The sequence below is a fragment of the Streptomyces aurantiaciflavus genome (genome assembly GCF_049808595.1).
Taxonomy (GTDB): Bacteria; Actinomycetota; Actinomycetes; order Streptomycetales; family Streptomycetaceae; genus Streptomyces.
Genome location: NZ_JBNCAQ010000006.1, coordinates 134,364 through 156,866 on the forward strand (window position 1 = coordinate 134,364; position 22,503 = coordinate 156,866).

General features: G+C 71.6%; 21 protein-coding genes and 1 pseudogene. 15 read left to right on the top strand and 7 right to left on the bottom strand.

Annotated features, from left to right (window positions below):
* Positions 1–564: pseudogene (locus ACPT94_RS08670) on the top strand (IclR family transcriptional regulator); the annotation flags it as partial.
* A gap of 82 nt (positions 565–646) precedes the next feature.
* Here ACPT94_RS08670 and ACPT94_RS08675 read toward each other — a convergent pair.
* Positions 647–1,051, bottom strand: coding sequence for a VOC family protein (locus tag ACPT94_RS08675; RefSeq protein ID WP_360341299.1), 405 nt, complete (start codon positions 1,049–1,051; stop codon positions 647–649).
* Positions 1,052–1,522: 471 nt separating this feature from the next.
* On the opposite strand from ACPT94_RS08675, the gene ACPT94_RS08680 reads away from it, so the two are divergent.
* Positions 1,523–2,929 carry a glycoside hydrolase family 16 protein gene (locus ACPT94_RS08680; protein WP_425245570.1) on the top strand — a complete coding sequence of 469 codons (1,407 nt, stop codon included), beginning with the start codon at positions 1,523–1,525 and terminating at the stop codon, positions 2,927–2,929.
* A 52-nt stretch (positions 2,930–2,981) separates the two neighbouring features.
* Here ACPT94_RS08680 and ACPT94_RS08685 read toward each other — a convergent pair whose 3' ends face one another.
* Positions 2,982–3,911 (bottom strand): helix-turn-helix transcriptional regulator, encoded by a 930-nt coding sequence (locus ACPT94_RS08685; RefSeq protein ID WP_360341305.1) that lies wholly within the window; start codon positions 3,909–3,911, stop codon positions 2,982–2,984.
* A gap of 159 nt (positions 3,912–4,070) precedes the next feature.
* Between ACPT94_RS08685 and tkt the strand changes: the two genes are divergently transcribed.
* The 8 genes from tkt to ACPT94_RS08725 are packed head-to-tail and all read left to right on the top strand — an operon-like array spanning position 4,071 to position 14,454.
* Positions 4,071–6,146, top strand: coding sequence for a transketolase (gene tkt / locus ACPT94_RS08690; RefSeq protein WP_425245571.1), 2,076 nt, complete (start codon positions 4,071–4,073; stop codon positions 6,144–6,146).
* Positions 6,147–6,165: 19 nt separating this feature from the next.
* Complete coding sequence (gene tal, locus ACPT94_RS08695) at positions 6,166–7,374, top strand: transaldolase (protein ID WP_425245572.1); 1,209 nt, start codon at positions 6,166–6,168, stop codon at positions 7,372–7,374.
* Positions 7,371–8,915 (top strand): glucose-6-phosphate dehydrogenase, encoded by a 1,545-nt coding sequence (gene zwf, locus ACPT94_RS08700; protein ID WP_360341314.1) that lies wholly within the window; start codon positions 7,371–7,373, stop codon positions 8,913–8,915. The genes tal and zwf overlap by 4 nt, the downstream gene beginning before the upstream one ends.
* Entirely contained in the window at positions 8,912–9,847 is a 936-nt protein-coding gene (gene opcA, locus ACPT94_RS08705; RefSeq protein ID WP_360341317.1) for a glucose-6-phosphate dehydrogenase assembly protein OpcA, read from the top strand. The genes zwf and opcA overlap by 4 nt, the downstream gene beginning before the upstream one ends.
* Positions 9,840–11,486: a glucose-6-phosphate isomerase gene (pgi, locus tag ACPT94_RS08710; protein ID WP_425245573.1), complete on the top strand. Its 1,647-nt coding sequence runs from the start codon at positions 9,840–9,842 to the stop codon at positions 11,484–11,486. Before opcA ends, pgi begins: the two co-directional genes overlap by 8 nt.
* Before the next feature lies 1 nt (position 11,487).
* The gene (gene gnd, locus ACPT94_RS08715; protein WP_360341323.1) at positions 11,488–12,369 is read left to right on the top strand and encodes a phosphogluconate dehydrogenase (NAD(+)-dependent, decarboxylating); all 882 of its coding nucleotides are present in this window, start codon (positions 11,488–11,490) and stop codon (positions 12,367–12,369) included.
* A 6-nt stretch (positions 12,370–12,375) separates the two neighbouring features.
* Positions 12,376–12,969, top strand: a complete 594-nt coding sequence (locus ACPT94_RS08720) for a histidine phosphatase family protein (RefSeq protein WP_425245574.1) — start codon at positions 12,376–12,378, stop codon at positions 12,967–12,969.
* A 42-nt stretch (positions 12,970–13,011) separates the two neighbouring features.
* Positions 13,012–14,454 (top strand): pentapeptide repeat-containing protein, encoded by a 1,443-nt coding sequence (locus ACPT94_RS08725; protein WP_360341329.1) that lies wholly within the window; start codon positions 13,012–13,014, stop codon positions 14,452–14,454.
* Position 14,455: 1 nt separating this feature from the next.
* Here ACPT94_RS08725 and ACPT94_RS08730 read toward each other — a convergent pair whose 3' ends face one another.
* Positions 14,456–16,279, bottom strand: coding sequence for a bifunctional sugar phosphate isomerase/epimerase/4-hydroxyphenylpyruvate dioxygenase family protein (locus ACPT94_RS08730; RefSeq protein ID WP_425245575.1), 1,824 nt, complete (start codon positions 16,277–16,279; stop codon positions 14,456–14,458).
* Between the two features lie 52 nt (positions 16,280–16,331).
* Entirely contained in the window at positions 16,332–17,207 is an 876-nt protein-coding gene (locus tag ACPT94_RS08735) for a shikimate dehydrogenase (protein WP_360341335.1), read from the bottom strand.
* Between the two features lie 175 nt (positions 17,208–17,382).
* Between ACPT94_RS08735 and ACPT94_RS08740 the strand changes: the two genes are divergently transcribed.
* Together ACPT94_RS08740 and ACPT94_RS08745 are read left to right on the top strand one after the other, a co-directional pair.
* Complete coding sequence (locus ACPT94_RS08740; protein WP_360341338.1) at positions 17,383–18,048, top strand: TetR family transcriptional regulator; 666 nt, start codon at positions 17,383–17,385, stop codon at positions 18,046–18,048.
* Between the two features lie 202 nt (positions 18,049–18,250).
* Positions 18,251–19,597 carry an MFS transporter gene (locus ACPT94_RS08745; protein ID WP_425245576.1) on the top strand — a complete coding sequence of 449 codons (1,347 nt, stop codon included), beginning with the start codon at positions 18,251–18,253 and terminating at the stop codon, positions 19,595–19,597.
* Positions 19,598–19,948: 351 nt separating this feature from the next.
* Here the strand turns inward: ACPT94_RS08745 and ACPT94_RS08750 are convergent, their stop codons facing one another.
* Both ACPT94_RS08750 and ACPT94_RS08755 read right to left on the bottom strand, forming a co-directional pair.
* Complete coding sequence (locus tag ACPT94_RS08750) at positions 19,949–20,116, bottom strand: hypothetical protein (protein ID WP_425245577.1); 168 nt, start codon at positions 20,114–20,116, stop codon at positions 19,949–19,951.
* Entirely contained in the window at positions 20,113–20,523 is a 411-nt protein-coding gene (locus tag ACPT94_RS08755; protein WP_425245578.1) for a VOC family protein, read from the bottom strand. Before ACPT94_RS08755 ends, ACPT94_RS08750 begins: the two co-directional genes overlap by 4 nt.
* A gap of 119 nt (positions 20,524–20,642) precedes the next feature.
* Between ACPT94_RS08755 and ACPT94_RS08760 the strand changes: the two genes are divergently transcribed.
* Genes ACPT94_RS08760 through ACPT94_RS08770 form a run of 3 tightly spaced genes read left to right on the top strand, consistent with a single transcriptional unit; the run spans position 20,643 to position 21,768 of the window.
* Positions 20,643–21,245 (top strand): helix-turn-helix domain-containing protein, encoded by a 603-nt coding sequence (locus ACPT94_RS08760; protein ID WP_425245579.1) that lies wholly within the window; start codon positions 20,643–20,645, stop codon positions 21,243–21,245.
* The gene (locus ACPT94_RS08765) at positions 21,242–21,469 is read left to right on the top strand and encodes a hypothetical protein (protein ID WP_425245580.1); all 228 of its coding nucleotides are present in this window, start codon (positions 21,242–21,244) and stop codon (positions 21,467–21,469) included. The genes ACPT94_RS08760 and ACPT94_RS08765 overlap by 4 nt, the downstream gene beginning before the upstream one ends.
* Positions 21,466–21,768 carry a transposase gene (locus ACPT94_RS08770; protein ID WP_425245581.1) on the top strand — a complete coding sequence of 101 codons (303 nt, stop codon included), beginning with the start codon at positions 21,466–21,468 and terminating at the stop codon, positions 21,766–21,768. Before ACPT94_RS08765 ends, ACPT94_RS08770 begins: the two co-directional genes overlap by 4 nt.
* 179 nt (positions 21,769–21,947) lie before the next feature.
* Here the strand turns inward: ACPT94_RS08770 and ACPT94_RS08775 are convergent, their stop codons facing one another.
* Positions 21,948–22,397 carry a PPOX class F420-dependent oxidoreductase gene (locus tag ACPT94_RS08775; RefSeq protein ID WP_425245582.1) on the bottom strand — a complete coding sequence of 150 codons (450 nt, stop codon included), beginning with the start codon at positions 22,395–22,397 and terminating at the stop codon, positions 21,948–21,950.
* Between the last annotated feature and the right edge of the window lie 106 nt (positions 22,398–22,503).

Genomic DNA, 22,503 nt, shown 5'->3' on the forward strand with positions numbered 1-22,503 from the left:
CGCGGGGGGGGGGGGGTGGGGGGGGTCGGGGACCCCCCCCCGCGGGGCCGGGCCCTGCGCCAGGCCGCGCTGCCCTACCTGGAGGACCTGTACGAGGCCACGCACGAGAACGTGCAGCTGGCGGTGCGGGACGGCTCCGAGGTCGTGTACACCGAGTGGCTGTCCGGGCATTCGGCGGTCGGCGTCCGCATCCGCGTCGGTGCCCGCTGGCCGCTGCACGTCACCGGCGTCGGCCTCGTCCTGCTGGCGCACTGCGGCGCGGAGTCGCAGGAGGCGTACTGCGCCGCCCCGTTGGTCTCCTACACCGACCACACGATCACCGACCCCGCACGTCTGCGCCGGGTACTGGCCGAAGTACGGCGCACCGGTGTGGCGGTGAGCGAGCGTCAGGTCACCGACGACGCCCTGTCGGTGGCCGCCCCGGTGCGCGGGGCCGGCGGCGCGGTGGTCGCCGCCGTGTCGGTCGTCGTCCCGTACGCGGACGCCCAGGTGCCGGTGCTGGTGCCGGCGGTGCGGCTCGCGGCGCGCGGGATCTCACGGGCACTGGGCTGGCAGCCGGACTGACTCCCGGCATCCCCCTCACTGCCATGTGCTGGGCGAGTCGGGGCCGAGGAACCGGGTGCAGGCGCCACTTTCGCAACCGGCCTTAGTCACCCAGTTCCTCGAAGAGCGTCAACTGCAGGGCCCCCGGGGCTTCGAGACGTGCGTTCAGCGAGTTCCACGGGGTGCGGGTCGGCTCGGCGACGACCTCCGCGCCGGCCGCGGCGAGCCTCGCCGTGGCGGTGGTGGAGTCGTCGACCTGGAAGGCGACGCGGATGTGTCCGGCGACGCGGCGGCCGACCTCGACGTCGTCGATGAACGCCGCGTGGTTCGGGTCGGTCAGCTCCAGGGTGGCGCGGCCCGCTTCGAGGATGGTGACCCGTCCGTCGGGCGAGGAGAACGCGGCCCGTTCGGGCAGGCCGAGGACGTCCCGGTAGAAGCGCAGGGCCTCGTCGTAGTCCTCCGCCGTGACCACCAGGCGGAGTTCGCGGACTGCGGGTTCGTCGGACATGGGCACTCCTTGAGGATCGCAGGTATCGCAGGTATCGCAGGTATCGCAGAGATCAACTCCCTTGCCGCCCCGATTGTTTCCTCTCCCACGGGAGTGAGCCGCGTCCCCGTCTCGCCCGTACGGTGGAGGCGTCGCGACCGCTTCCTTCGGCGATCCGGCGGCCGCCACCCGCACGAGGCTGCGGGCGTGTCACCGGAGCCCCGCCGGGAGGAACCGTGCCGTCCGCACTCGCCCGGGCGGCGACCCGCCCCCCCGCTCACCGTCATCCCGCTCTGGTGCCCGCTCTGTCGTGCGGCGCGTATCCCGTCCCTGTGTTCATCCGGTGAACTCACCTGCGACGGAAGGGATTTCTCCGTTACACCTCTTGACGGCCGGAAGGGCCGAGAGCACATTGGGCCCACTTTGAGAGCGCTCTCACAGCGTTCTCGAAGGCACCCGCGCACCCCCCTCCGTACCCGAGAGGAACACCCCATGAGTGAAACCTCCGGAACACCCCGCGGACGACGACACCCCCTGAGGCGGGCTCTCGTCGCCCTCGTCGGCACGCTGGGTCTGGCAGCGGCGGCCGCCACGGTCGCCTCCCCGTCCGCCAACGCCTCCGCGCCCACGCCCCCGGCGGGCTGGACGCAGGTGTTCCTCGACGACTTCACCGGCGCCGCGGGCACCGGCGTCAACACCGCCAACTGGCAGTACGCCACCGGCACCTCGTATCCGGGCGGCCCCGCCAACTGGGGCACCGGCGAGGTCGAGACGATGACGAACAGCACCGGCAACGTCTCGCTCGACGGCAACGGCAACCTGCGCATCACCCCGCTGCGCGACTCCGCCGGCCGCTGGACCTCGGGCCGTATCGAGACCAACCGCACCGACTTCCAGCCCCCGTCCGGCGGCAAGCTGCGCGTCGAGGCGCGGCTGCAGATGCCGAACGTCACGGGTACGGCCGCCGAGGGCTACTGGCCGGCGTTCTGGATGCTGGGCGCCCCCTACCGCGGCAACTACCAGAACTGGCCGTCGGTCGGCGAACTGGACATCATGGAGAACGTCCAGGGTCTGAACCGGGTCTGGGCGACGATGCACTGCGGCACCAACCCGGGCGGCCCGTGCAACGAGACCAGCGGCATCGGCAACTACACCGCCTGTCCCGGCACGACCTGCCAGTCCGGCTTCCACACCTACACGATGGAGTGGGACCGCTCGGTGAGCCCGGAGGCGATCCGTTTCTCCGTCGACGGCGTCACCTTCCACACCGTCACGGCGAACCAGGTCGACGCGACGACCTGGAACAACGCCACCGACCACGGCTTCTTCGTCATCCTCAACGTGGCGATGGGCGGCGCCTTCCCGGACGCCTTCGGCGGCGGCCTCGACGCGGACACCCGCTCGGGCGTCCCCATGGTCGTGGACTATGTGCAGGTCCTCCAGGCCGCGGGCGGCGGGAGCAATACCACCCCTCCGCCGTCCGGCAGCCGTGACGCCTACGCCGCCATCCAGGCCGAGTCCTACGACGGCCAGTCCGGCGTGAGCACCGAGACCACCACCGACACCGGCGGCGGCCGGAACATCGGCTCGCTCGCGAACGGCGACTGGGCGCTCTTCCGGGGTGTCACCTTCGGCTCCACACCGGCCACGCAGTTCTACGGCCGGGTCGCGAGCGGTGCGGCGGGCGGGGTCAGCGGCCTGGTCGAGGTGCGCCTGGACAGCCGTACCAACGCACCCGTCGGAAGTTTCGCGGTGGGTGACACGGGCGGCTGGCAGTCGTGGCGGACGATCCCCGCGAACATCACCCCGGTCACCGGCACCCACGACGTCTATCTGACCTTCACCAGCGGTCAGCCCTCCGACTTCGTGAACGTGAACTGGTTCAACTTCGGTCGCTGAGGAGGGAGTCCGGGCCGCAGGGCCGGAGGCCGACGACACACCCGGCGGCGTTTCAGCGCAGCTCCGCGCGGAACGCCGCCGGTGTCATGTCCGTGTGCTGCTGGAAGAACTTGGAGAAGTTCGCCGGGTCGGGGAAGCCCACCGCCGCGCCGACCCGGCCGATGGGCAGGTCGGTGTGGGCCAGCAGCCGCTTCGCCTCCAGGACGACCCGCTTGTCGATGAAGCCCTTGGGTGTCTCCCCGGTGGCGGCGCGGACCGCGCGGACGAGGGTGCGGCGGGAGTAGCCGAGCGCGTCGGCGTAGGCGCTGACGCTGTGGTTGGTGGCGAAGTCCCGCTCCACGGCGTCCCGGAAGCGGGTGAAGGTGGTGTCGATCCGGCGGCGGGCCGCCTCCGCGGAGCTGGCCGCGAGGTGCCCGAGGCGCAGCAGGAACGCGGTGAGGGAGTGCCGCAGCACCGAGGTGTGCAGGCCCGGCGGCAGGGTCGTGGTGTCCTCGTACTCCCGTTGCAGATGGGCCAGTGCGGCGTGCAGGCCGGCCCGCTGGGGCTCGTCCGGGTGGAGCAGGGGCGGCAGGTCGTAGCGGTACAGGCCGGTGGCCTCGACCGTGGCGCGGGGCAGGAAGCCGGGTTGCATGGTCAGGACGGTTCCGCGGTACTCGCTCGACTTCGAGAAGCGGTGGACCTGGCCCGGGCGGATCCACAGGACGTCACCGGCCGTCGCCTCGTGCTCGGCGAAGTCGACCATGTGGCGGACGGGGCCGTCGGTGAAGAGCAGCACGACGTGGAAGTCGATCCGGTGCACGCGGTCCAGGGGCGCGTCGGCCTGCCAGTGGCGGCCGGTGCCCATGGGGCCGACCTGCATGCCGACGCCGCCGACGCTGAGGTCGACCGGGAAGGGGAACGTTCTGATCCCGTCCACGCCGCCGTCACCGGCTCCGCCTTGGATGGTGCCGTGGCTCGCGCCTTGGCTGGTTCTGTCCGCCATGTCCTTCTCGTGCCGTTCCGGTCGTGCGGTGGGTGTCCCAGTTTCACCACAGGCTGGCACACCGAGACCTGGCCCCAGAAAAGTCAGACTTTTAAGTTCGAACACGTCCGAGCAGCGTTACCGCTCCCATCGACGACTTCTTGAAGAGGAATTTTGACGATGAGCACGCAGACGCCCGACACCCTCGAGTGGACCGAACTCGACCGGCGTGCCGTCGACACCGCGCGTGTCCTGGCCGCGGACGCCGTCCAGCAGGTCGGCAACGGTCACCCCGGCACCGCGATGGCGCTGGCCCCGGCCGCGTACACGATCTTTCAGAAGGTGATGCGGCACGATCCCGCGGACCCCGAGTGGACCGGGCGCGACCGCTTCGTCCTCTCCCCCGGCCACACCTCGCTGACCCTCTACACGCAGCTCTACCTCTCGGGCTACGAGGTGGAGCTGGACGACCTGAAGGCGTTCCGGACGCACGGTTCGAAGACGCCCGGTCACCCGGAGTACGGTCACACCGCGGGCGTCGAGACCACCACCGGGCCGCTCGGCCAGGGCGTCGCCAACGCCGTCGGCATGGCGATGGCCGCCCGTTACGAGCGCGGCCTGTTCGACCCGGAGGCGCCCGAGGGCACCTCCCCCTTCGACCACACGATCTGGGCGATCGTCTCCGACGGCGACCTCCAGGAGGGCGTCTCCGCCGAGGCATCCTCCCTCGCCGGGCACCAGAAGCTCGGCAATCTCGTCTTCCTCTACGACGACAACCACATCTCCATCGAGGGCGACACCGCCACCGCGTTCTCCGAGGACGTGCTGGGGCGCTACGAGGCCTACGGCTGGCACGTGCAGCGGATCGAGCCGCGGGAGAACGGCGACGTCGACGTGCACGCCCTGTACGCGGCCCTGAAGGCGGCGCAGGCAGAGACCGCCCGCCCCTCCATCATCGCGATGCGCACGATCATCGCCTGGCCCGCCCCGAGCGCCCAGAACACCGAGGCGTCCCACGGCTCGGCGCTCGGCGCGGACGAGGTGGCCGCCACCAAGCGCGTCCTCGGCTTCGACCCCGAGCGGTCCTTCGAGGTCACCGACGAGGTCCTCGCCCACACCCGCGCCGCCCTCGACCGGGGCGCCGAGGCCCACGCGGCCTGGGACAAGCAGCTCGACAAGTGGCGCGGCGCCCACCCGGAGCGCGCGAAGCTCTTCGACCGGGTCGTCGCCGGTCAGCTCCCCGAGGGCTGGGAGGACGCCCTGCCGGTGTTCGAGCCCGGCCACTCCGTCGCCACCCGCGCGGCGTCCGGCAAGGTGCTCCAGTCGCTCGGCGCGGTCGTCCCCGAGCTGTGGGGCGGCTCCGCCGACCTGGCCGGCTCCAACAACACCACCATCGACAAGACCTCGTCCTTCCTGCCGGCGGGCAACCCGCTTCCGGAGGCGAACCCGTACGGCCGCACGGTCCACTTCGGCATCCGCGAGTTCTCGATGGCCGCCGAGATGAACGGCATCGCCCTGCACGGCAACACCCGTGTCTACGGCGGCACCTTCCTGGTGTTCTCCGACTACATGCGCAACGCCGTCCGCATGTCGGCGCTGATGCAGCTGCCGGTGACGTACGTGTGGACGCACGACTCCATCGGTCTCGGTGAGGACGGCCCGACCCACCAGCCGGTCGAGCACCTCGCGTCGCTGCGCGCCGTCCCCGGGCTGAACGTCGTCCGGCCGGCCGACGCCAACGAGACGGCGATCGCCTGGGCCGAGATCCTCCGGCGTCACGCCACCCACCCGGCCCCGCACGGCCTGGCCCTCAGCCGGCAGGGCGTGCCCACGTACGCGCCCGACCCCGAGGCGGCGAAGGGCGGTTACGTCCTGCGGGAGTCGTCGAAGGGGGCCCCGGACGTCGTCCTCATCGCCACCGGCTCCGAGGTGCAGCTCGCGGTCGCCGCGCGGGAACTGCTGGAGGCCGAGGGGATCGGCACCCGGGTGGTGTCGATGCCGTCCGTGGAGTGGTTCGAGGAGCAGCCGCGCGAGTACCGGGACAGTGTGCTGCCGCCGTCGGTGAGGGCCCGCGTCGCGGTGGAGGCGGGCATCGGCCTCACGTGGCACCGGTTCGTGGGGGATGCGGGACGCATCGTCTCCCTCGAGCACTTCGGCGCCTCCGCCGACGCGAAGACCCTGTTCGCCGAGTACGGCTTCACCCCCGAGAACGTCGCCGCCGCAGCCCGGGAATCGCTGGCCGCCGCGCGTGGTTGATCCGATCGCCAGAAAGAAGATGATCACTGTGACCGAAGCAACCGCCGCCGCGGGAGCGCTGGAGCGCCTCTCCGACGAGGGGGTGTCGATCTGGCTGGACGACCTGTCGCGCGGCCGGATCACGTCCGGCAACCTCGCCGAGCTCGTCGCGACCCGGCATGTCGTCGGCGTCACCACCAACCCGTCGATCTTCCAGGCCGCCATCGGCTCTGCGATGTGGGGGTCCCCCCGCTCGAGCGAAGCCGAGAGCGGGGGAGGCTACGAGGAGCAGCTCGCCGACCTGGCCGTGCGGGGCGTCACGGTCGACGAGGCCGTACGGATGATGACGACCGCCGACGTGCGTGCAGCCGCCGACATCCTGCATCCCGTACACACCGCCACCGGTGGTCGCGACGGGTGGGTCTCCATCGAGGTCGACCCCCGTCTCGCCCACCGCACACGGGCCACCGTCGCCGAGGCCAAGCAGCTGGCCTGGCTGGTCGACCGCCCCAACGTCATGATCAAGATCCCGGCGACGAAGGCCGGTCTCCCGGCGATCACCGAGGTCGTCGGCCTCGGCATCAGCGTCAACGTCACGCTGATCTTCTCGCTGGAGCGCTACCGCGAGGTCATGGACGCCTACCTGGCCGGCCTGGAGAAGGCCGCCGCGCGGGGCCTGGACCTCTCCGCCATCCACTCCGTGGCCTCCTTCTTCGTCTCCCGCGTCGACTCCGAGATCGACAAGCGGCTGACGGTCCTCGGCACGGACGAGGCGCGCGCGCTCAAGGGAAGGGCGGCGCTCGCCAACGCCCGGCTCGCCTACGAGGCGTACGAGGAGGTGTTCGGCTCCGCCGACACCGCGAACCGCGCCGGTGACCGCTGGACCGCGCTGGCCGGCGCCCGGGCGAACAAGCAGCGTCCGCTGTGGGCGTCCACCGGTGTGAAGGATCCCGCGTACAAGGACACGCTGTACGTGGACGAGCTGGTCGCCCCCGGCACCGTCAACACCATGCCGCAGGCCACGCTCGACGCCACCGCCGACCACGGGCGGATCACCGGGAACACGGTGACCGGCGGCTACGCCCAGGCCCGCGCCGACCTGGCCGCCGTCGAGGCGCTCGGCATCTCCTACGAGGAGGTCGTCACCCGGCTGGAGGACGAGGGCGTCGCCAAGTTCGAGGTGGCGTGGCAGGACCTGCTGGACGCGGTCACGAAGTCACTGAGCAGCAAGGGAGTTGACGCGGAATGAGCAGGGTGAGCACCGCCACCGACTGGGAGAACCCGCTGCGGGACCCCCGCGACCGGCGTCTGCCCCGGATCGCCGGGCCGTCCGGGCTCGTCATCTTCGGTGTGACCGGCGACCTGTCCCGCAAGAAGCTGATGCCGGCCGTCTACGACCTCGCCAACCGCGGTCTGCTGCCGCCGGGCTTCTCGCTCGTCGGTTTCGCCCGCCGCGACTGGGAGGACCAGGACTTCGCGCAGGTCGTCCACGACGCGGTCCGCGAGCACGCGCGCACCCCGTTCCGCGAGGAGGTCTGGCAGCAGCTCGCCGAGGGCATGCGGTTCATCCCGGGCGACTTCGACGACGACACGGCGTTCAAGCAGCTGCGCGGCGCGGTCGAGGAGCTGGACTCCTCCCGCGGCACCGGCGGCAACTTCGCCTTCTACCTCTCCGTGCCGCCGAAGTTCTTCCCCAAGGTCGTCGAGCAGCTCAAGAAGCACGGGCTGGCGAACGCGCCGGACGGATCCTGGCGGCGGGCGGTCATCGAGAAGCCGTTCGGGCACGACCTGGCGAGCGCGCGCGAGCTGAACGCGATCGTGCACGACGTGTTCGAGCCGGACCAGGTGTTCCGCATCGACCACTACCTCGGCAAGGAGACCGTCCAGAACATCCTGGCGCTGCGCTTCGCCAACCAGATGTTCGAGCCGATCTGGAACCGGTCGTACGTCGACCACGTGCAGATCACGATGGCCGAGGACATCGGCATCGGCGGCCGCGCCGGCTACTACGACGGCATCGGCTCGGCGCGGGACGTCATCCAGAACCACCTGCTGCAGCTGATGGCGCTGACCGCGATGGAGGAGCCCGCCTCCTTCGACGCGGCCTCGCTGCTCACCGAGAAGCTGAAGGTCCTCAAGGCCGTGAAGCTCCCCGAGGACCTGGGCCGGCACACCGTGCGCGCACAGTACGAGGGCGCCTGGCAGGGCGGCGAGAAGGTGCGCGGCTATCTGGAGGAGGACGGCATCGACCCGGCCTCCACGACGGACACGTACGCGGCCGTCCGGCTGAACGTCGACAACCGCCGCTGGGCGGGCGTCCCCTTCTACCTGCGCACCGGCAAGCGCCTCGGCCGCCGGGTCACGGAGATAGCGGTGGTCTTCCAGCGGGCGCCGCACTCCCCCTTCGACTCCACGGCCACCGAGGAACTCGGCCAGAACGCCATCGTCATCCGCGTCCAGCCCGACGAGGGGGTGACGGTCCGCTTCGGTTCGAAGGTGCCGGGCACGTCGATGGAGATCCGGGACGTGACGATGGACTTCGCGTACGGCGAGTCCTTCACGGAGTCCAGCCCGGAGGCGTACGAACGCCTCATCCTGGACGTGCTGCTCGGTGACGCCAACCTGTTCCCGCGCCACCAGGAAGTGGAAGAGTCCTGGAAGATCCTCGACCCGATCGAGGAGTACTGGGCCACCCACGGCAGGCCCGCCCGGTACGCGTCGGGCAGCTGGGGACCCGAGGAAGCCGACGAGATGCTCGCACGAGACGGACGGAGCTGGCGCAGGCCATGAAGATCGACCTGACCGACACCACGGCAAGCAAGATCAACAAGGCGCTGGTGCAGGGTCGCCGCGCCATCGGAACACCGGCCGTGGGGATGGTCCTGACGATGGTCATCGTCACGGACGAGGAGAACGCCTACGACGCGATCAAGGCGGCCGAGGAGGCGTCGCACGAGCACCCGGCGCGCACGCTGGTCGTCATCAAGCGGCACGCCCGCACCCCGCGCGACCGCACCAGCTCCCGCCTCGACGCCGAGGTGCGGGTGGGCGCCGACGCCGGCACCGGCGAGACGGTCGTGCTGCGGACGTACGGCGAGGTGTCCGAGCACGCCGACTCGGTCGTGCTGCCGCTGCTGCTACCGGACGCGCCGGTCGTCGTGTGGTGGCCGGTGGACGCGCCCGAGAACCCGGCCAAGGACCCGTTGGGCGCGCTGGCCCAGCGCCGGATCACCGACATGTACGCCGTCGAGCGGCCGCTGCAGGCGCTTCAGGCGCGCCTGGCGTCGTACGCGCCCGGCGACACCGACCTCGCCTGGACCCGGCTGACGCCGTGGCGCTCGATGCTGGCGGCGGCCCTGGACCAGGCGCGGGTGCCGATCGTCTCGGCGGCGGTGGAGAGCGAGGCGGAGAACCCGAGCGCCGAGCTGCTCGCGCGCTGGCTGGAGGCCCGGCTGAACGTGTCCGTGGAGCGGGTCGTCACCGCGGGCCCCGTGGTCACGGCCGTGCGGCTCGGCACCGACAACGGTGAGATCGTCATCGACCGCCCCGAGGGCCCGCTGGCCACGCTGACCCTGCCCGGCCAGCCGTCGCGCACCCTCGCGCTGAAGGTCCGCCCCACCTCCGAACTCATCGCCGAGGAGCTCCGGCGCCTCGACGCGGACGAGATGTACGCCGTCGCCCTGCGGGGCGAGGGCACCAAGGAGACCCCCTTTCATGTCTGACTCTCCTGTGCTCAGCCGGCGGCCCGAGTGGGCCGCCCTGGAGGACCACCGCGCCCACTGGCACGCGCGTCTGCGGGAGCTGTTCGCGGCGGACCCCGGCCGCGCGGAGCGGTACGTGGTGCGCGTCGGCGATCTGCGCATCGACTACTCCAAGAACCTGGTCACCGACGAGACGCTGGCCCTGCTGAGTGAACTCGCCGTCGCCACCGATGTGTTCGGGCTGCGGGACGCGATGTTCCGCGGCGAGAGGATCAACCTCACCGAGCGGCGGGCGGTGCTGCACACCGCGCTGCGCGCGCCGGCGGACGCGGTGATCGAGGTCGACGGCGAGAACGTCGTCCCCCGGGTCCACGCCGTCCTCGACAAGATGAGCGACTTCGCGCGCCGGGTGCGCTCCGGTGAGTGGACCGGCCACACGGGCCGCCGTATCCGCAACGTGGTCAACATCGGCATCGGCGGCTCCGACCTGGGCCCCGCGATGGCGTACGAGGCGCTGCGGGCGTACACGGACCGTTCGCTGACCTTCCGCTTCGTCTCCAACGTGGACGGCGCCGACCTCCACGAGGCGGTACGGGACCTGGACCCCGCGGAGACGCTGTTCGTCGTCGCCTCCAAGACCTTCACGACCATCGAGACGATCACCAACGCCACCTCGGCCCGCTCCTGGCTGCTCAAGGGGCTGGGCGGGGAGGAGAAGGCGGTCGCCCGGCACTTCGTCGCGCTGTCGACGAACGCGGGGAAGGTCACCGAGTTCGGCATCGACCCGGACAACATGTTCGAGTTCTGGGACTGGGTCGGCGGGCGTTACTCCTTCGACTCGGCGATCGGTCTGTCGCTGATGATCGCCATCGGTCCGGAGCGGTTCCGGGAGATGCTCGACGGGTTCAGGATCGTCGACGACCACTTCCGCACCGCGCCCGCCGATGCCAACGCCCCCCTGATCCTGGGCCTGTTGGGCGTCTGGTACGGCAACTTCTTCGACGCCCGGTCGCACGCGGTGCTGCCGTACTCGCACTACCTGTCGAAGTTCACCGCCTATCTCCAGCAGCTGGACATGGAGTCCAACGGCAAGTCGGTGGACCGCGCGGGCCGACCCGTCCAGTGGCAGACCGGGCCGGTGGTGTGGGGCACGCCGGGCACCAACGGGCAGCACGCGTACTACCAGTTGATCCACCAGGGCACGAAGCTGATCCCGGCCGACCTGATCGGGTTCGCCCGTCCCGTCGCCGAGCTGAGCGACGAACTCGCGGCGCAGCACGATCTGCTGATGGCCAACCTGTTCGCGCAGGGACAGGCGCTCGCGTTCGGCAAGACCGCCGACGAGGTCCGCGCGGAGGGTGTGCCCGAGGAGCAGGTCGCGCACCGCACCTTCCAGGGCAACCACCCCACCACCACGATCCTCGCGGCCGAGCTGACCCCGTCGGTGCTCGGTCAGCTCATCGCCCTCTACGAGCACAAGGTGTTCGTCCAGGGCGCGATCTGGGACATCGACTCCTTCGACCAGTGGGGCGTGGAGCTCGGCAAGGTCCTCGCCAGGCGCGTCGAACCCGCCCTGACCCAAGGCGCGGATGTCCCCGGTCTGGACGCCTCCACCGCCGCCCTCGTGGCCGCCTACCGTGAACTGAAGGAAGTGCACTGACATGCAGCTGGGTCTGATCGGTCTCGGCAAGATGGGCGGCAACATGCGCGAGCGCATCCGCCGCGCCGGCCACACCGTCATCGGCTACGACCGCAACCCCGAACTCTCCGACGTCAGCGGCCTCGCCGAACTCGTCGAGCGGCTCGACGCGCCGCGCACGGTGTGGGTGATGGTCCCGGCCGGCGCCCCCACCCAGTCCGTCGTCGACGAGCTCGGCGACCTCCTCCAGGCCGGCGACACGGTCGTCGACGGCGGCAACTCCCGCTGGACGGACGACGAGAAGCACGCCGCGGAGCTGGGCGCCAAGGGCATCGGCTTCGTCGACGCCGGGGTCTCCGGCGGTGTGTGGGGCCTGCAGAACGGCTACGCCCTGATGGTCGGCGGCGACAAGGAGCACGTCGACCGTCTCCAGCCGATCTTCGAGGCGCTCAAGCCGGAGGGCCCGTACGGCTACGTCCACGCGGGCAAGGTGGGCGCCGGGCACTTCTCGAAGATGGTCCACAACGGCATCGAGTACGCCATGATGCAGGCCTACGCCGAGGGCTGGGAGCTGCTGGAGAAGGTCGACTCCGTGACCGACGTGCGCGAGGTCTTCCGCTCCTGGCAGGAGGGGACCGTCATCCGCTCCTGGCTCCTCGACCTCGCGGTCAACGCCCTCGACGAGGACGAGCACCTCGACAAGCTGCGCGGCTACGCGGAGGACTCCGGCGAGGGCCGCTGGACGGTCGAGGCCGCCATCGACAACGCGGTCCCCCTGCCCGCGATCACGGCGTCCCTCTTCGCGCGGTTCGCCTCCCGCCAGGAGGACTCCCCGCAGATGAAGATGATCGCGGCGCTGCGCAACCAGTTCGGCGGCCACGCCGTCGAGTCGGCGAAGGAGTAGCCGGCCGTGGGGGATCTGCTGCTGGTCCGCCACGGGGAGACGGAGTGGAGCGTGTCGGGACAGCACACCAGCTGGACCGACCTGCCCCTCACCGACGACGGTGAGCTCCAGGCGAAATCGCTCGCTCCCTTCTTCTCCCACCGGACCTTCTGCCTCGCCCTGACCAGCCCGCTGCGCCGCGCGGTACGCACCGCCGAACTCGCCGGGATCGGCGGGGCGGTGGCCGAACCCGGTCTGCACGAGTGGGACTACGGCGGCTACGAGGGCATCACCACCGTCGAGATACACCGCACCCGCCCCACCTGGGACCTGTGGACCGACGGCGTGCCGCCCGGGCCCGACGGGCACCCCGGTGAGTCGCCCGAGGAGATCGGGCTGCGCGCGGACCGGGTGCTGTCCCGGGTGGACGCGGCCCTCGCCCACTGCGGCGGGGACGCCGTCCTCGTCGCCCACGGCCACTTCCTGCGGGTCCTGACGGCCCGCCGGCTCGGACTCCCGCCCGCGGACGGCCGGTTGTTCCAGCTGGCGACGGGCACCTACAGCCGCCTGTCCACGGAACACGGGCGGCCCGTGATCGCGGAGTGGAACGTGCGGCCGTAGCCGGTTGACATCGCTCAACAGGGCCCGCCAGAGTCGCGGCTGATGGAGATCGACGATCTGACACCGGCCGAACAGCGCGTCTGGCGGGCCTTCGCCACGGGTACGGAGGTGGACTTCCGCACGGAGTCCGACGGCTGGGGTCCCGAACGCACCCTGCGCGCGGGCGTGTTGCGGGCCCTGCTCCTCAACGGCCCGGCCGAACCGGGAGAGATAGCCGCCCTCAAGGTCCGGGGCGCGCGCGTCACCGGCCCGCTGGACCTGCGGTACGCGACGATCGACAGCGTCGTCCATCTGACCCACTGCCGCTTCGAGGACGCCCCGGACCTCATCGGCGCCCATCTGCGCTACGTCAGCCTGCGCGACTCCGAGATGCCCGGCCTGTCGGTGACCCGGGCCCGCCTCGACGGCAGCCTGCGGCTGACCCGCTGCCGGTTCGGCGGGCCGGTGCGCCTCGACGGCGCCCAGATCTCCGGCGCCCTGTTCCTGGAAGAGGCCGAACTCACCGCCGGGACAGCCGCGCAGCCGGTGCTCCAGCTCAACCAGATCACCCTCGACGACGACCTGTGCGCCCGCGGACTGCGCGCGCACGGCCTGATCCGGCTCGACGGCGCCACCGTCGCCGGCTCCCTCGACCTGGAGGACGCCGAGCTGAGCAACCCCGGCGCCCATGTCCTGGACGCGGAGTCCCTCGACGTGGGCGCCAACCTCCTGGGCCGGCGGCTGCGCGCCCACGGCCGGATCGATCTGCGCGGCGCCCGCATACCCGGCCGGGTGGACCTGTTGCGGGCCACCCTCTCCAACCCCGGCGACACCGCGCTGCGCGCCAGCAGCTGTGCGATCGGCGAACTCTGGCTGCGCGGCGGCGCCCCCATGGAGGGCCGGCTCAATCTGCGGCGCGCCGAGATCAACCAGCTCCACCTGGAGCCGGAGATGCTGCCCGACCAGGTGCGGCTGCTCGACCTCACCTACACCGTCCTCACCCCGCACGAGCCCGCCGAGCGGCGACTGCCGATGCTGGAGCGCGACGACGGCGCGTACGACCCGCACGCCTACGAGCAGTTGACGGCCGCGTACCGGCGCGTCGGCGACGATCACGCGGCCCGCCTGGTGCAGCTCGCCAAGCAGCGCCGCCACCGCTCCACGCTCCCCTGGTACGGCCGGCTCTGGGGCCACCTCCAGGACGCGGCCGTCGGCTACGGCTTCCGCCCGCTGCGGGCGGCGGTCTGGCTGCTGTCCCTGCTCGCCGTCGGCTCGGTCGCGTACGCCGGGCACCACCCGCCGCCGCTCAAGGCGGCCGAGGCGCCCCGGTTCGACCCGGTGTTCTACACGCTCGACCTGCTGCTTCCGGTGATCTCCTTCGGTCAGGAGAGCGCGTTCGCCCCGACGGGCTGGTACCAGACGCTGTCGTACGTCCTCGTCCTCACCGGCTGGATCCTGGCCACGACGGTCGTCGCGGGTGTGACCAGGATCGTGAGCCGGCAGTGAGTCACCTCGCCGCGTGCTGGGCGGCCAGTCGCACCGGCGCGTTCGCGGCGCCGTAGCCCTGGTAGCCGCCGTCGCGCTGGACGAGTTCGAAGAAGACGCGGCCGACGGTGCGCGTGTAGCAGTGCCGGAACTCGCCGTGCGCGTCCCGGTCGTAGAGGATGCCGAGTTCGCGGTACGTCTCCAGCTCGCCGTCGGCGAACTCGAAGCGGGCCGCGAGGTCGTCGTAGTAGTTCGCGGGGATCCGCAGCAGGCGGCCGCCGGCCTCGGTGAAGCGGCGGGCCGCCGCGACCACGTCGTCGGTGGCCAGCGCGATGTGCCGGGCGTGCGCGGTGTCGTCGGCGGGCGCCGCGCCGACGGTGAGGGGGATGCGGACGCCGCCGTCGGCGGTGGTGACGGCGCGGCTGCGCAGCAGGCCGTAGGGGTCGGCGACGTCGACGCTCTCCCGGGCGTCGAGGCCGAGGACGCCGCGGTGGAAGAGGACGGCCTCGTCGAAGTGGTGCCAGGGCTGGGTGAGGGAGAGGTGGTCGATGCGGGCGGCCGCCGGGGCGGCGGGGGTGTGCGGGACGTCCTCGAAGTCGGCGCGCCAGTTGGGCAGTCCGGGGCGGTTCGTCGCGCACAGGAAGAGTTCCGTGCCGTCGGGGGCGGCCACCGCGTCGAGGGGGGCGTCCTCGGCGGCGCGCCGGCGCGGCAGGACGGGGGCCAGGAGGGCCTCGGCGCGGCGGGCCGCGGCGGCCGGGTCGGGCGACTCGAGGCCGACGGCGGCCAGGCAGGTGCCGTCGACGGGGGTCCTCCCGGTCGAGCGACGAGGGTGGGGGAGGGCGGCCGGGCCGGTGTTGACCAGGACGCGGGCCTCGCCCTGCTCCCACAGCTCGACGGGTTTGCCGCGGTGGCGGGCGGTGCGGGCGAAGCCGAGGGAGCCGAGGAGGGCGGAGACGGGCTCGGCGTCCGGGGTGACCAGCTCGGCGAAGGCGACGCCGGTGGGGACGACCGGCGCGGGCAGGGAGCCGAGGCCGGCCTCCTCCTGGAGCATCAGCAGGGAGCGGCGGGCGTCCACGGCGGTCGGGCCGGCCTCGGCCTGCCGGAAGACGTCGTTGAAGACCTCCAGGGAGAGCGGGCCGTCGTAGCCGGTGCGCAGCACGTGGCGCAGGAGGCCCGCCACGTCGAAGCCGCCCTGGCCGGGGAAGCAGCGGTGGTGCCGGGACCACTGCAGGACGTCCATCGCGGGCAGCGGGGCGTCGGCGAGCTGGAGGAAGTAGATCTTGTCGCCCGGGATGTCCTCGATGCCTTCGAGGTCCTTCGGGTCGGTGCCGCGGGAGAGGATGTGGAAGCTGTCCAGGCAGGTGCCGAGCGCGGGGTGGCCGGCGGTCTCGACGATGCGCCAGGCGTGGTCGTACGTGCTGACGTGCCGTCCCCAGGCGAGCGCCTCGTAGGCGACGCGGATGCCGAAGTCCTGGGCCAGGTCGGCGAGCCGGCCGAGTTGTTCGGCGGCGAGGGCGTCGTCGTCCTCGGCGAGCGGGGAGACGCTGGAGCAGACCAGGACGGTGTCGGCGCCGAGCCGGTTCATCAGCGCGAACTTGGCGCGGGCGCGGCGCAGGTTGCGGGCGAACTCCTCGGCGGGCACGGCCTCGATGTCCCGCATCGGCTGGTAGAGGTCGATGCCCAGGCCCAGATCGGCGCAGCGCGCGCGGATCTCCTCGGGGGTGAGGGGGCTGGCGAGCAGGTCGTTCTCGAAGATCTCGACGCCGTCGAAGCCGGCCCGGGCGGCGGCGGTGAGTTTCTCGGTGAGGGAACCGCTCAGGGAGACGGTGGCGATGGACGTACGCACCTGGGTACCTCTTCTCCTGCTTCCTTGCTTGCGGGCCGCGTCTGTGCCGCGTCTATTTCGGGGCCGGGACGGCTCCGGCCAGCTCGGTGAACTCCGCGAGCATCCGCGCGCTGTCGGGTTCCCGGCCGGTGAACAGGCGGAACGCGTCCGCGGCCTGGAAGACGGCCATGCCTCCGCCGTCGAGGGTGGCGCAGCCGAGGGCCCGGGCGGTGCGCAGCAGTTCCGTCTCCAGCGGGCGGTAGACGACCTCGGCGACCCACAGTCCGGGGTGCAGCAGTTCGGCCGGGAAGGGCAGGCCGGGGTGGGCGGCCATGCCGGTGGGCGTGGCGTGCACGACGCCGTCGGCGTGCGCGAGCAGACCGGCGAGGCGCTCCGGGGTCGCGGCGACGGCCCGGCCCGCGCCGAAGTGGCCGGTCAGGGAGTCGGCGAGGGCGGCGGCCCGCTCGGGCAGCGCGTCGACGACGGTCACGCACCCGGCGCCGAGGGTGAGCGTGGCGTGCGCGACGGCCGCGCCCGCGCCGCCCGCGCCCAGCTGTACGACGCTGTCCAGCGGGACGTCGGGCAGGCCGCGGGCGAAGGAGGCGGCGAAACCGGTGACGTCCGTGTTGTGGCCGGTCGCCCGGCCGTCCTCGAAGACGACCGTGTTGACCGCGCCGAGCGCGTCGGCCTGTGGGGCGAGGGCGTCGAGATGGGGGATGACGAGCTGCTTGCACGGGTGGGTGATGTTCAGCCCGTCGAAGCCGAGGTCGCGCGCGGCGCGCACCAGGTCGCCGACCGCCTCGGGGCCGACGCCCAGCTCGTCGATGTCGATGAGCCGGTACAGGTAGCGCAGGCCCTGCCGGTCCGCCTCCCGCTCGTGCAGCGCGGGGCTGAGCGACGGGCCGATGCCGGAGCCGATCAGTCCGACGAGATACGAGTCCTTGGGCACCGCGGGCCTCCTGAACGGCTCATGCCGGTTGGCTGACGCCTGAGAGCTAATGTACGAACCAGTACGTTAGTCATAGCAGCCGGGTCGGGCCCCTGGGAAGACCTCCTCGCGCAGCCGACGCGAGCGGGCTTCTACAATCACCGGCACTGGCCCAGCCCGCAGCCGAAGGAACCCGATGACCAGCGTCGACGAACCGGCACGACCGAACGGGCGGATCCGCGACGCCGTCCGCACCAAGGCCGAGATCCTCGACGTGGCCACGCAGGAGTTCGCGCGGGCCGGCTACGACGGGGCCCGCGTCGACGAGATCGCCGCCCGCACCCGCACCACGAAGCGGATGATCTACTACTACTTCGGCGGCAAGGAGCAGCTGTTCACGGCCGTGCTGGAGCGGGCGTACGGCGTGATCCGCGAGGCCGAGCAGCAGCTCGACGTCGAACACCTCGACCCGGTGGCGGCCATCCGGCGCCTGGCGGAGGTCACCTTCGACCACCACGAGCAGCACCCCGACTTCATCCGCCTGGTCAGCATCGAGAACATCCACGGCGCGGAGCACATCGCGGGCTCGGAGAAGCTCGGGAAGATCGGCTCGCCCGCGCTGGACGTCATCCGCCGCATCCTGGACGCGGGGCAGCGGTCCGGGCTGTTCACGGCCGACGTCGACGCCGTCGACCTGCACGCGATGATCAGCGCCTTCTGCTTCTTCCGGGTCTCCAACCGGGCCACCTTCGGCGCCCTGTTCGGCCGCGACCTGGTCGACCCGGCCCAGCGCGAGCACTACCGCACCATGCTCGGCGACATGGTGATCGCCTACCTGACGGCGGAGCGCGCGGCGGACTGAGCGCCGCGCCGACGGCGGACGGCACGACCCCTTGACACCCGGGAAACGCGGGCGCAACATCCCTACCCAACCGCTACTAACTATCCAGTGGGTTAATTAGCCGGGTAGCGCCCGGCACGGCCGACCCGTCACCCCAGGGATCCGGCACTTCTCCCCGCCGTCTCACTCCACCTACGGTGGAGCCCCCTCGAAGGAGCACGCCGTGTCCGTCCCCGCCCCCGACGCCCCGCCCGGGCAGCCGAGGAAAGCCGCGACCGCCGCCTGGATCGGCAGCGCGCTGGAGTACTACGACTTCTTCATCTACGGCAGCGCGGCCGCACTGATCTTCCCGAAGGTCTTCTTCGACGAGTCCGACCCCGCCACCGCGACCCTGCTGTCGCTGGCCACCTTCGGTGTCGCGTACGCGGCCCGGCCGCTCGGCGCGCTCTTCCTAGGCCACTTCGGGGACCGGGTGGGCCGTAAGAAGATCATGGTCTTCACGCTGATCCTCATGGGCGTGTCCACGTTCCTGATCGGCTGCCTGCCCACCCGGGCCCAGGTCGGCGCCCTCGCTCCGGTCCTGCTGGTGCTGTGCCGGGTGCTGCAGGGCATCTCTGCGGCCGGTGAGCAGGCCAGCGCCAACTCCATGACGCTGGAGCACGCGCCGCCGCACCGGCGCGGCTTCTTCACCAGCTTCACCCTGAGCGGCACCCAGGGCGGACAGCTCCTGGCCACGCTGGTCTTCATCCCCGTCGCCGCGCTCCCCGAGGAGCAGCTGCTGTCGTGGGGGTGGCGGGTGCCGTTCTGGCTGAGCATCGCGGTCGCCGTCGTCGGCTACGTCATCCGCCGCAAACTGGACGAGACCCCGGCCTTCGCCCAGCAGGCCACCCGCGAGGGTGTCGTCAAGCTGCCGCTGGCGGTACTGCTGCGCGAGCACTGGGCGGACGTGCTGCGGGTGATCGCGGGCGCGCTGGTCGCCTCGGTCTCCACGATCTTCACGGTGTGGGCGCTGGCGTACGCCACCAGCGACTCGGTCGGGATGAGCCGCTCCTCCATGCTGTGGGTGGGCGCGCTGGCCAACCTGGTCGCGCTGGCCGCGATCCCGCTGTGGGCCACGCTGTCGGACCGCATCGGGCGGCGTCCGGTGTTCCTGATCGGCGCGGCCGGCAGCGCGGTGGCGATGTTCCTGTACCTGTGGGCGATCTCCACGGGCTCCTACCCGCTGACGCTGGTCCTGGGCATCGTCACCTTCGGTGTCGTCTACAGCGCCGCGAACGGCGTGTGGCCCTCCTTCTACGGCGAGATGTTCTCCACCCGTGTCCGGCTGTCCGGCATGGCGATCGGCACGCAGATCGGCTTCGCCGTGGCCGGCTTCGCGGTCACCTTCGCCGCACGGATCGCCGGCCCGAACGGTGACGACTGGTCGTCGGTGGCCCTGTTCACGGCGGCCCTGTGCGTGCCGCCGGTGATCGCCGTCCTGTCGGCGCGCGAGACGGCGAAGATCCCGACGGAGGCACTGGGCGAGCGCGCCCGCCAGGAGGCGGCCCAGCCGGAGACGGTGACGGCCTGAGCGGACCTGAGCGACCGCTCGTCCTCCCTCCGACGCCCCGAGTCCCGGACGCCGTCGCGGCTCCGGGGCTCGGGCACGGGGCGTGGCCGGGCGAGGGACGGCCGGGTACGGGCGCCGCCGGGGGCGCGCTCACTCCACGACGTCGACCTCGTCCGGCTTGGGAAAGGGCAGCATCTCCCAGCCCATGGGCCGGCCGCGGTGGCGGGGCACCCCCGGCTCCACGTGGAGGATGCGGGGAACGCGCCATGTCCACCACCGCCCCGTGAGCTCCTGGTGCCCAGGGAAGGGGATCGTGGCGGCCCGGAACCGCTCGTCGAGCGCGTCCGGTTCGGCCTGCCGGGCCGTCCGTACCTACTCGGGCGACAGCCGCCGCAGAGCGGCGAGTCCGGTCCGGCAGAAGAGGTCGTGGAGGAGCTCCGGCGCGCACCAGCCGTACCCCTCCTCCACCTCGCGCACCAGCCCGTGCCAGTGGGTGAGGTGTGCGTGAGCACGAGGCAGAACGGGGTCCGGGGCCGTCACCGGTTGGACCAGCCGCGCCGGCACAGCACCAGCCGGTATCCGTCCGGGTCCTCGATCGTGACTCCCCACTCGTTCCAGTACGGGTTGGGGGACTCCACCCGCTGGCCGCCGTGGGCTTCCAGCCGGGCCACGAGCTCCTCCGGCACGGGACCGTCGACGTAGATCACCAGGAGGTCCTCCCCGGTGGGCCGGGGCTCGACGGGGGCGGCGGCCTCGTTGACCAGCTCCAGGTGCCAGTCGGCGTCCGGCCAGCCGAGCATCAGCAGGTCGTGCTCGCCGGGCTCCGGGCCGCCCTCGGCCCGCCACAGGACGCTCAGCCCCAGCCCGTCGGCCCAGAAACGCTCGGCCACGGCGAGGTCGCGGGACGGTCGGGCGAGACGGATGTGGCTGCGGCCGTCGACGGGCATCGTGACTCCTTCTCACGGGCGGGTGATCCGGCGAGCAGCCTAGTGCTGAATTCCGCTTTTGGTGGGTATAGGTCCTGGTAGCGGGGCGGTTGCGGGTACTCGGGGGCGGGTGCTGGGTCATGGTGCTGAGGGCACGGCCGGGCCGTGACGAGGGTGAGCAAGCGGTGGTCCACCGCCTGTCGTCGGCCAGAAAGGCGCCGAAGGACGTGGTGGAGCGATGCCGGATGGTGGAACTGAGCTGGAACGGGTGGCTGGTCCCGCAGATTGCTGATGAGCTGAGGTGCAGTCAGAAAACGGTGCGGCGCTGGCTGCACCGCTTCAACCGCTGGGGACTGGAAGGCCTGGAAGATCTTGGCGGGCAGGGCCGCAAGCGAAGGATCACCGAGGCCGAACGCTCCCGGATCATCGGCCTGGTCAAGCAGACCCCGCCCGGACGGCTCGAGGTCCAGCCGTCAAACGAGATCTGGGCGCCGGACGAGGCCGGCCCGGCAGAGTGGACTTTGGACGCACTGGCCGCCGCCGCTCAGGCACTGGGCATCCAGGTCGGCCGTTCCCAAGTGCGCAGAATCCTGCTGGCCGAGGGCGTGCGCTGGCGCCGTACCCGCTCCTGGGTCCGTTCGAAGGATCCGGACTTCGAGGGAAAAGGACGCGGATCATCGAGCTCTACACCAGCCCGCCCGCCGGCGCGACGGTGGTCTGCGCCGACGAACTCGGACCGGTGATCCCACGCACTTTCCCACCGGCACCGGGCTGGTCGCCGGACGGACACCGCATCAAGAACGAGATCGACTACTCCCGCGGACCGGAGAAGACCTGGGTCCACGGCACCTTACGCCCCCGTGACGGTCAAGCGGTCACGATGACCGCCACCTCCCGCAACAGCGCCTTCTACCAGCAGTTCCTCCAGCTGGTCGAGGACGCCACCCCACCGGGGACATCTATGTGATCACGGACAATCTGTCCTCGCACAACAGCGTGTCCACCCGCACCTGGCTCGAGGACCACCCCCGCATCAAGCACGTCTTCATCCCGGTCGGCGCCTGCTGGCTCAACCTCCAAGAAGGCTGGTGGCGCATCTTCCGCAAGACCGCCCTGGCCGGCCGCTCCTTCGGCGACCCCAGTCACATCACCCACGCCACCAACGTGGCCACCGGCCAGCTCAACGCCCGCGCCAAGCCCTGGATCTGGGGCAGACCCACCCCACCCACCAGGCGCATACGCCGCCGCTATATGTACATCCTTTGAGGAACACAGCACTAGGCAGTGGGCCCGGTCCGGGGCATCGGACGAAAGACCTGCGCCCAAGGGCCCAGGACCGCCCGCCGGACGCCTGAGACCGACACCGGGCCTCGCAGCGAGCAGCGAGCAGCGAGCAGCGAGCAGCGAGCAGCGAGCAGCGACCCAGGATGTCGCGCCGTCCGGCGCTAGCCGTCGTTGGCGCCCTTCGGGATGCCGTACGCCCGTTCCACCCGCAGGCGGGCCACCAGGCGGCAGTCGCGGACCATGGCGGCTCGGAAGTCCTCCCAGTCGGGGTGCTCGCCCAGGACGTCGCGGTAGAGGCGGACGAGTTCCTCGACGGTCTCGTCGTAGGGGTGCCCGGCGACGGGCGACAGCTCCGCCGTGGCCTCGACGACCGTGTAGGCGCGGCGGTCGGGGGTGGAGACGTGGTACGACGCGCGGGGGTCCCGGCGCAGGTTGCGGGTCTTGGCGCGGTCGTCGGTGACGGAGATCCGGATGACGCCCTCGTCCGGGGAGTAGTGGTGGCTGACGTTCGACAGCTGGGGGCGGCCGTCGCGCTTGAGAGTGACCAGTACCCCGCCGCGCCCTTCGGAGAGCAGCGCGAGCAGGGCGGGCCGCGTTGTGTCCTGAGTCATGTCCGGCACAACCTGCGGGAGCGCTGTCCGCATTCCCGTCGCCTCCCCGTGCTGATCTCTTCCCCCTGCTCCCTGCCTGCTTCCTGCCTGCTCCCTGCCTGTTCCC

Bases quoted from the DNA above. Each gene is read 5' to 3' on its own strand.
- ACPT94_RS08675 (WP_360341299.1), bottom strand. From the start codon at position 1,051: ATGTCCGACGAACCCGCAGTCCGCGAACTCCGCCTGGTGGTCACGGCG.
- ACPT94_RS08680 (WP_425245570.1), top strand. From the start codon at position 1,523: ATGAGTGAAACCTCCGGAACACCCCGCGGACGACGACACCCCCTGAGG.
- ACPT94_RS08685 (WP_360341305.1), bottom strand. From the start codon at position 3,911: ATGGCGGACAGAACCAGCCAAGGCGCGAGCCACGGCACCATCCAAGGC.
- tkt (WP_425245571.1), top strand. From the start codon at position 4,071: ATGAGCACGCAGACGCCCGACACCCTCGAGTGGACCGAACTCGACCGG.
- tal (WP_425245572.1), top strand. From the start codon at position 6,166: ATGATCACTGTGACCGAAGCAACCGCCGCCGCGGGAGCGCTGGAGCGC.
- zwf (WP_360341314.1), top strand. From the start codon at position 7,371: ATGAGCAGGGTGAGCACCGCCACCGACTGGGAGAACCCGCTGCGGGAC.
- opcA (WP_360341317.1), top strand. From the start codon at position 8,912: ATGAAGATCGACCTGACCGACACCACGGCAAGCAAGATCAACAAGGCG.
- pgi (WP_425245573.1), top strand. From the start codon at position 9,840: ATGTCTGACTCTCCTGTGCTCAGCCGGCGGCCCGAGTGGGCCGCCCTG.
- gnd (WP_360341323.1), top strand. From the start codon at position 11,488: ATGCAGCTGGGTCTGATCGGTCTCGGCAAGATGGGCGGCAACATGCGC.
- ACPT94_RS08725 (WP_360341329.1), top strand. From the start codon at position 13,012: ATGGAGATCGACGATCTGACACCGGCCGAACAGCGCGTCTGGCGGGCC.
- ACPT94_RS08740 (WP_360341338.1), top strand. From the start codon at position 17,383: ATGACCAGCGTCGACGAACCGGCACGACCGAACGGGCGGATCCGCGAC.
- ACPT94_RS08755 (WP_425245578.1), bottom strand. From the start codon at position 20,523: ATGCCCGTCGACGGCCGCAGCCACATCCGTCTCGCCCGACCGTCCCGC.
- ACPT94_RS08760 (WP_425245579.1), top strand. From the start codon at position 20,643: ATGGTGCTGAGGGCACGGCCGGGCCGTGACGAGGGTGAGCAAGCGGTG.
- ACPT94_RS08775 (WP_425245582.1), bottom strand. From the start codon at position 22,397: ATGACTCAGGACACAACGCGGCCCGCCCTGCTCGCGCTGCTCTCCGAA.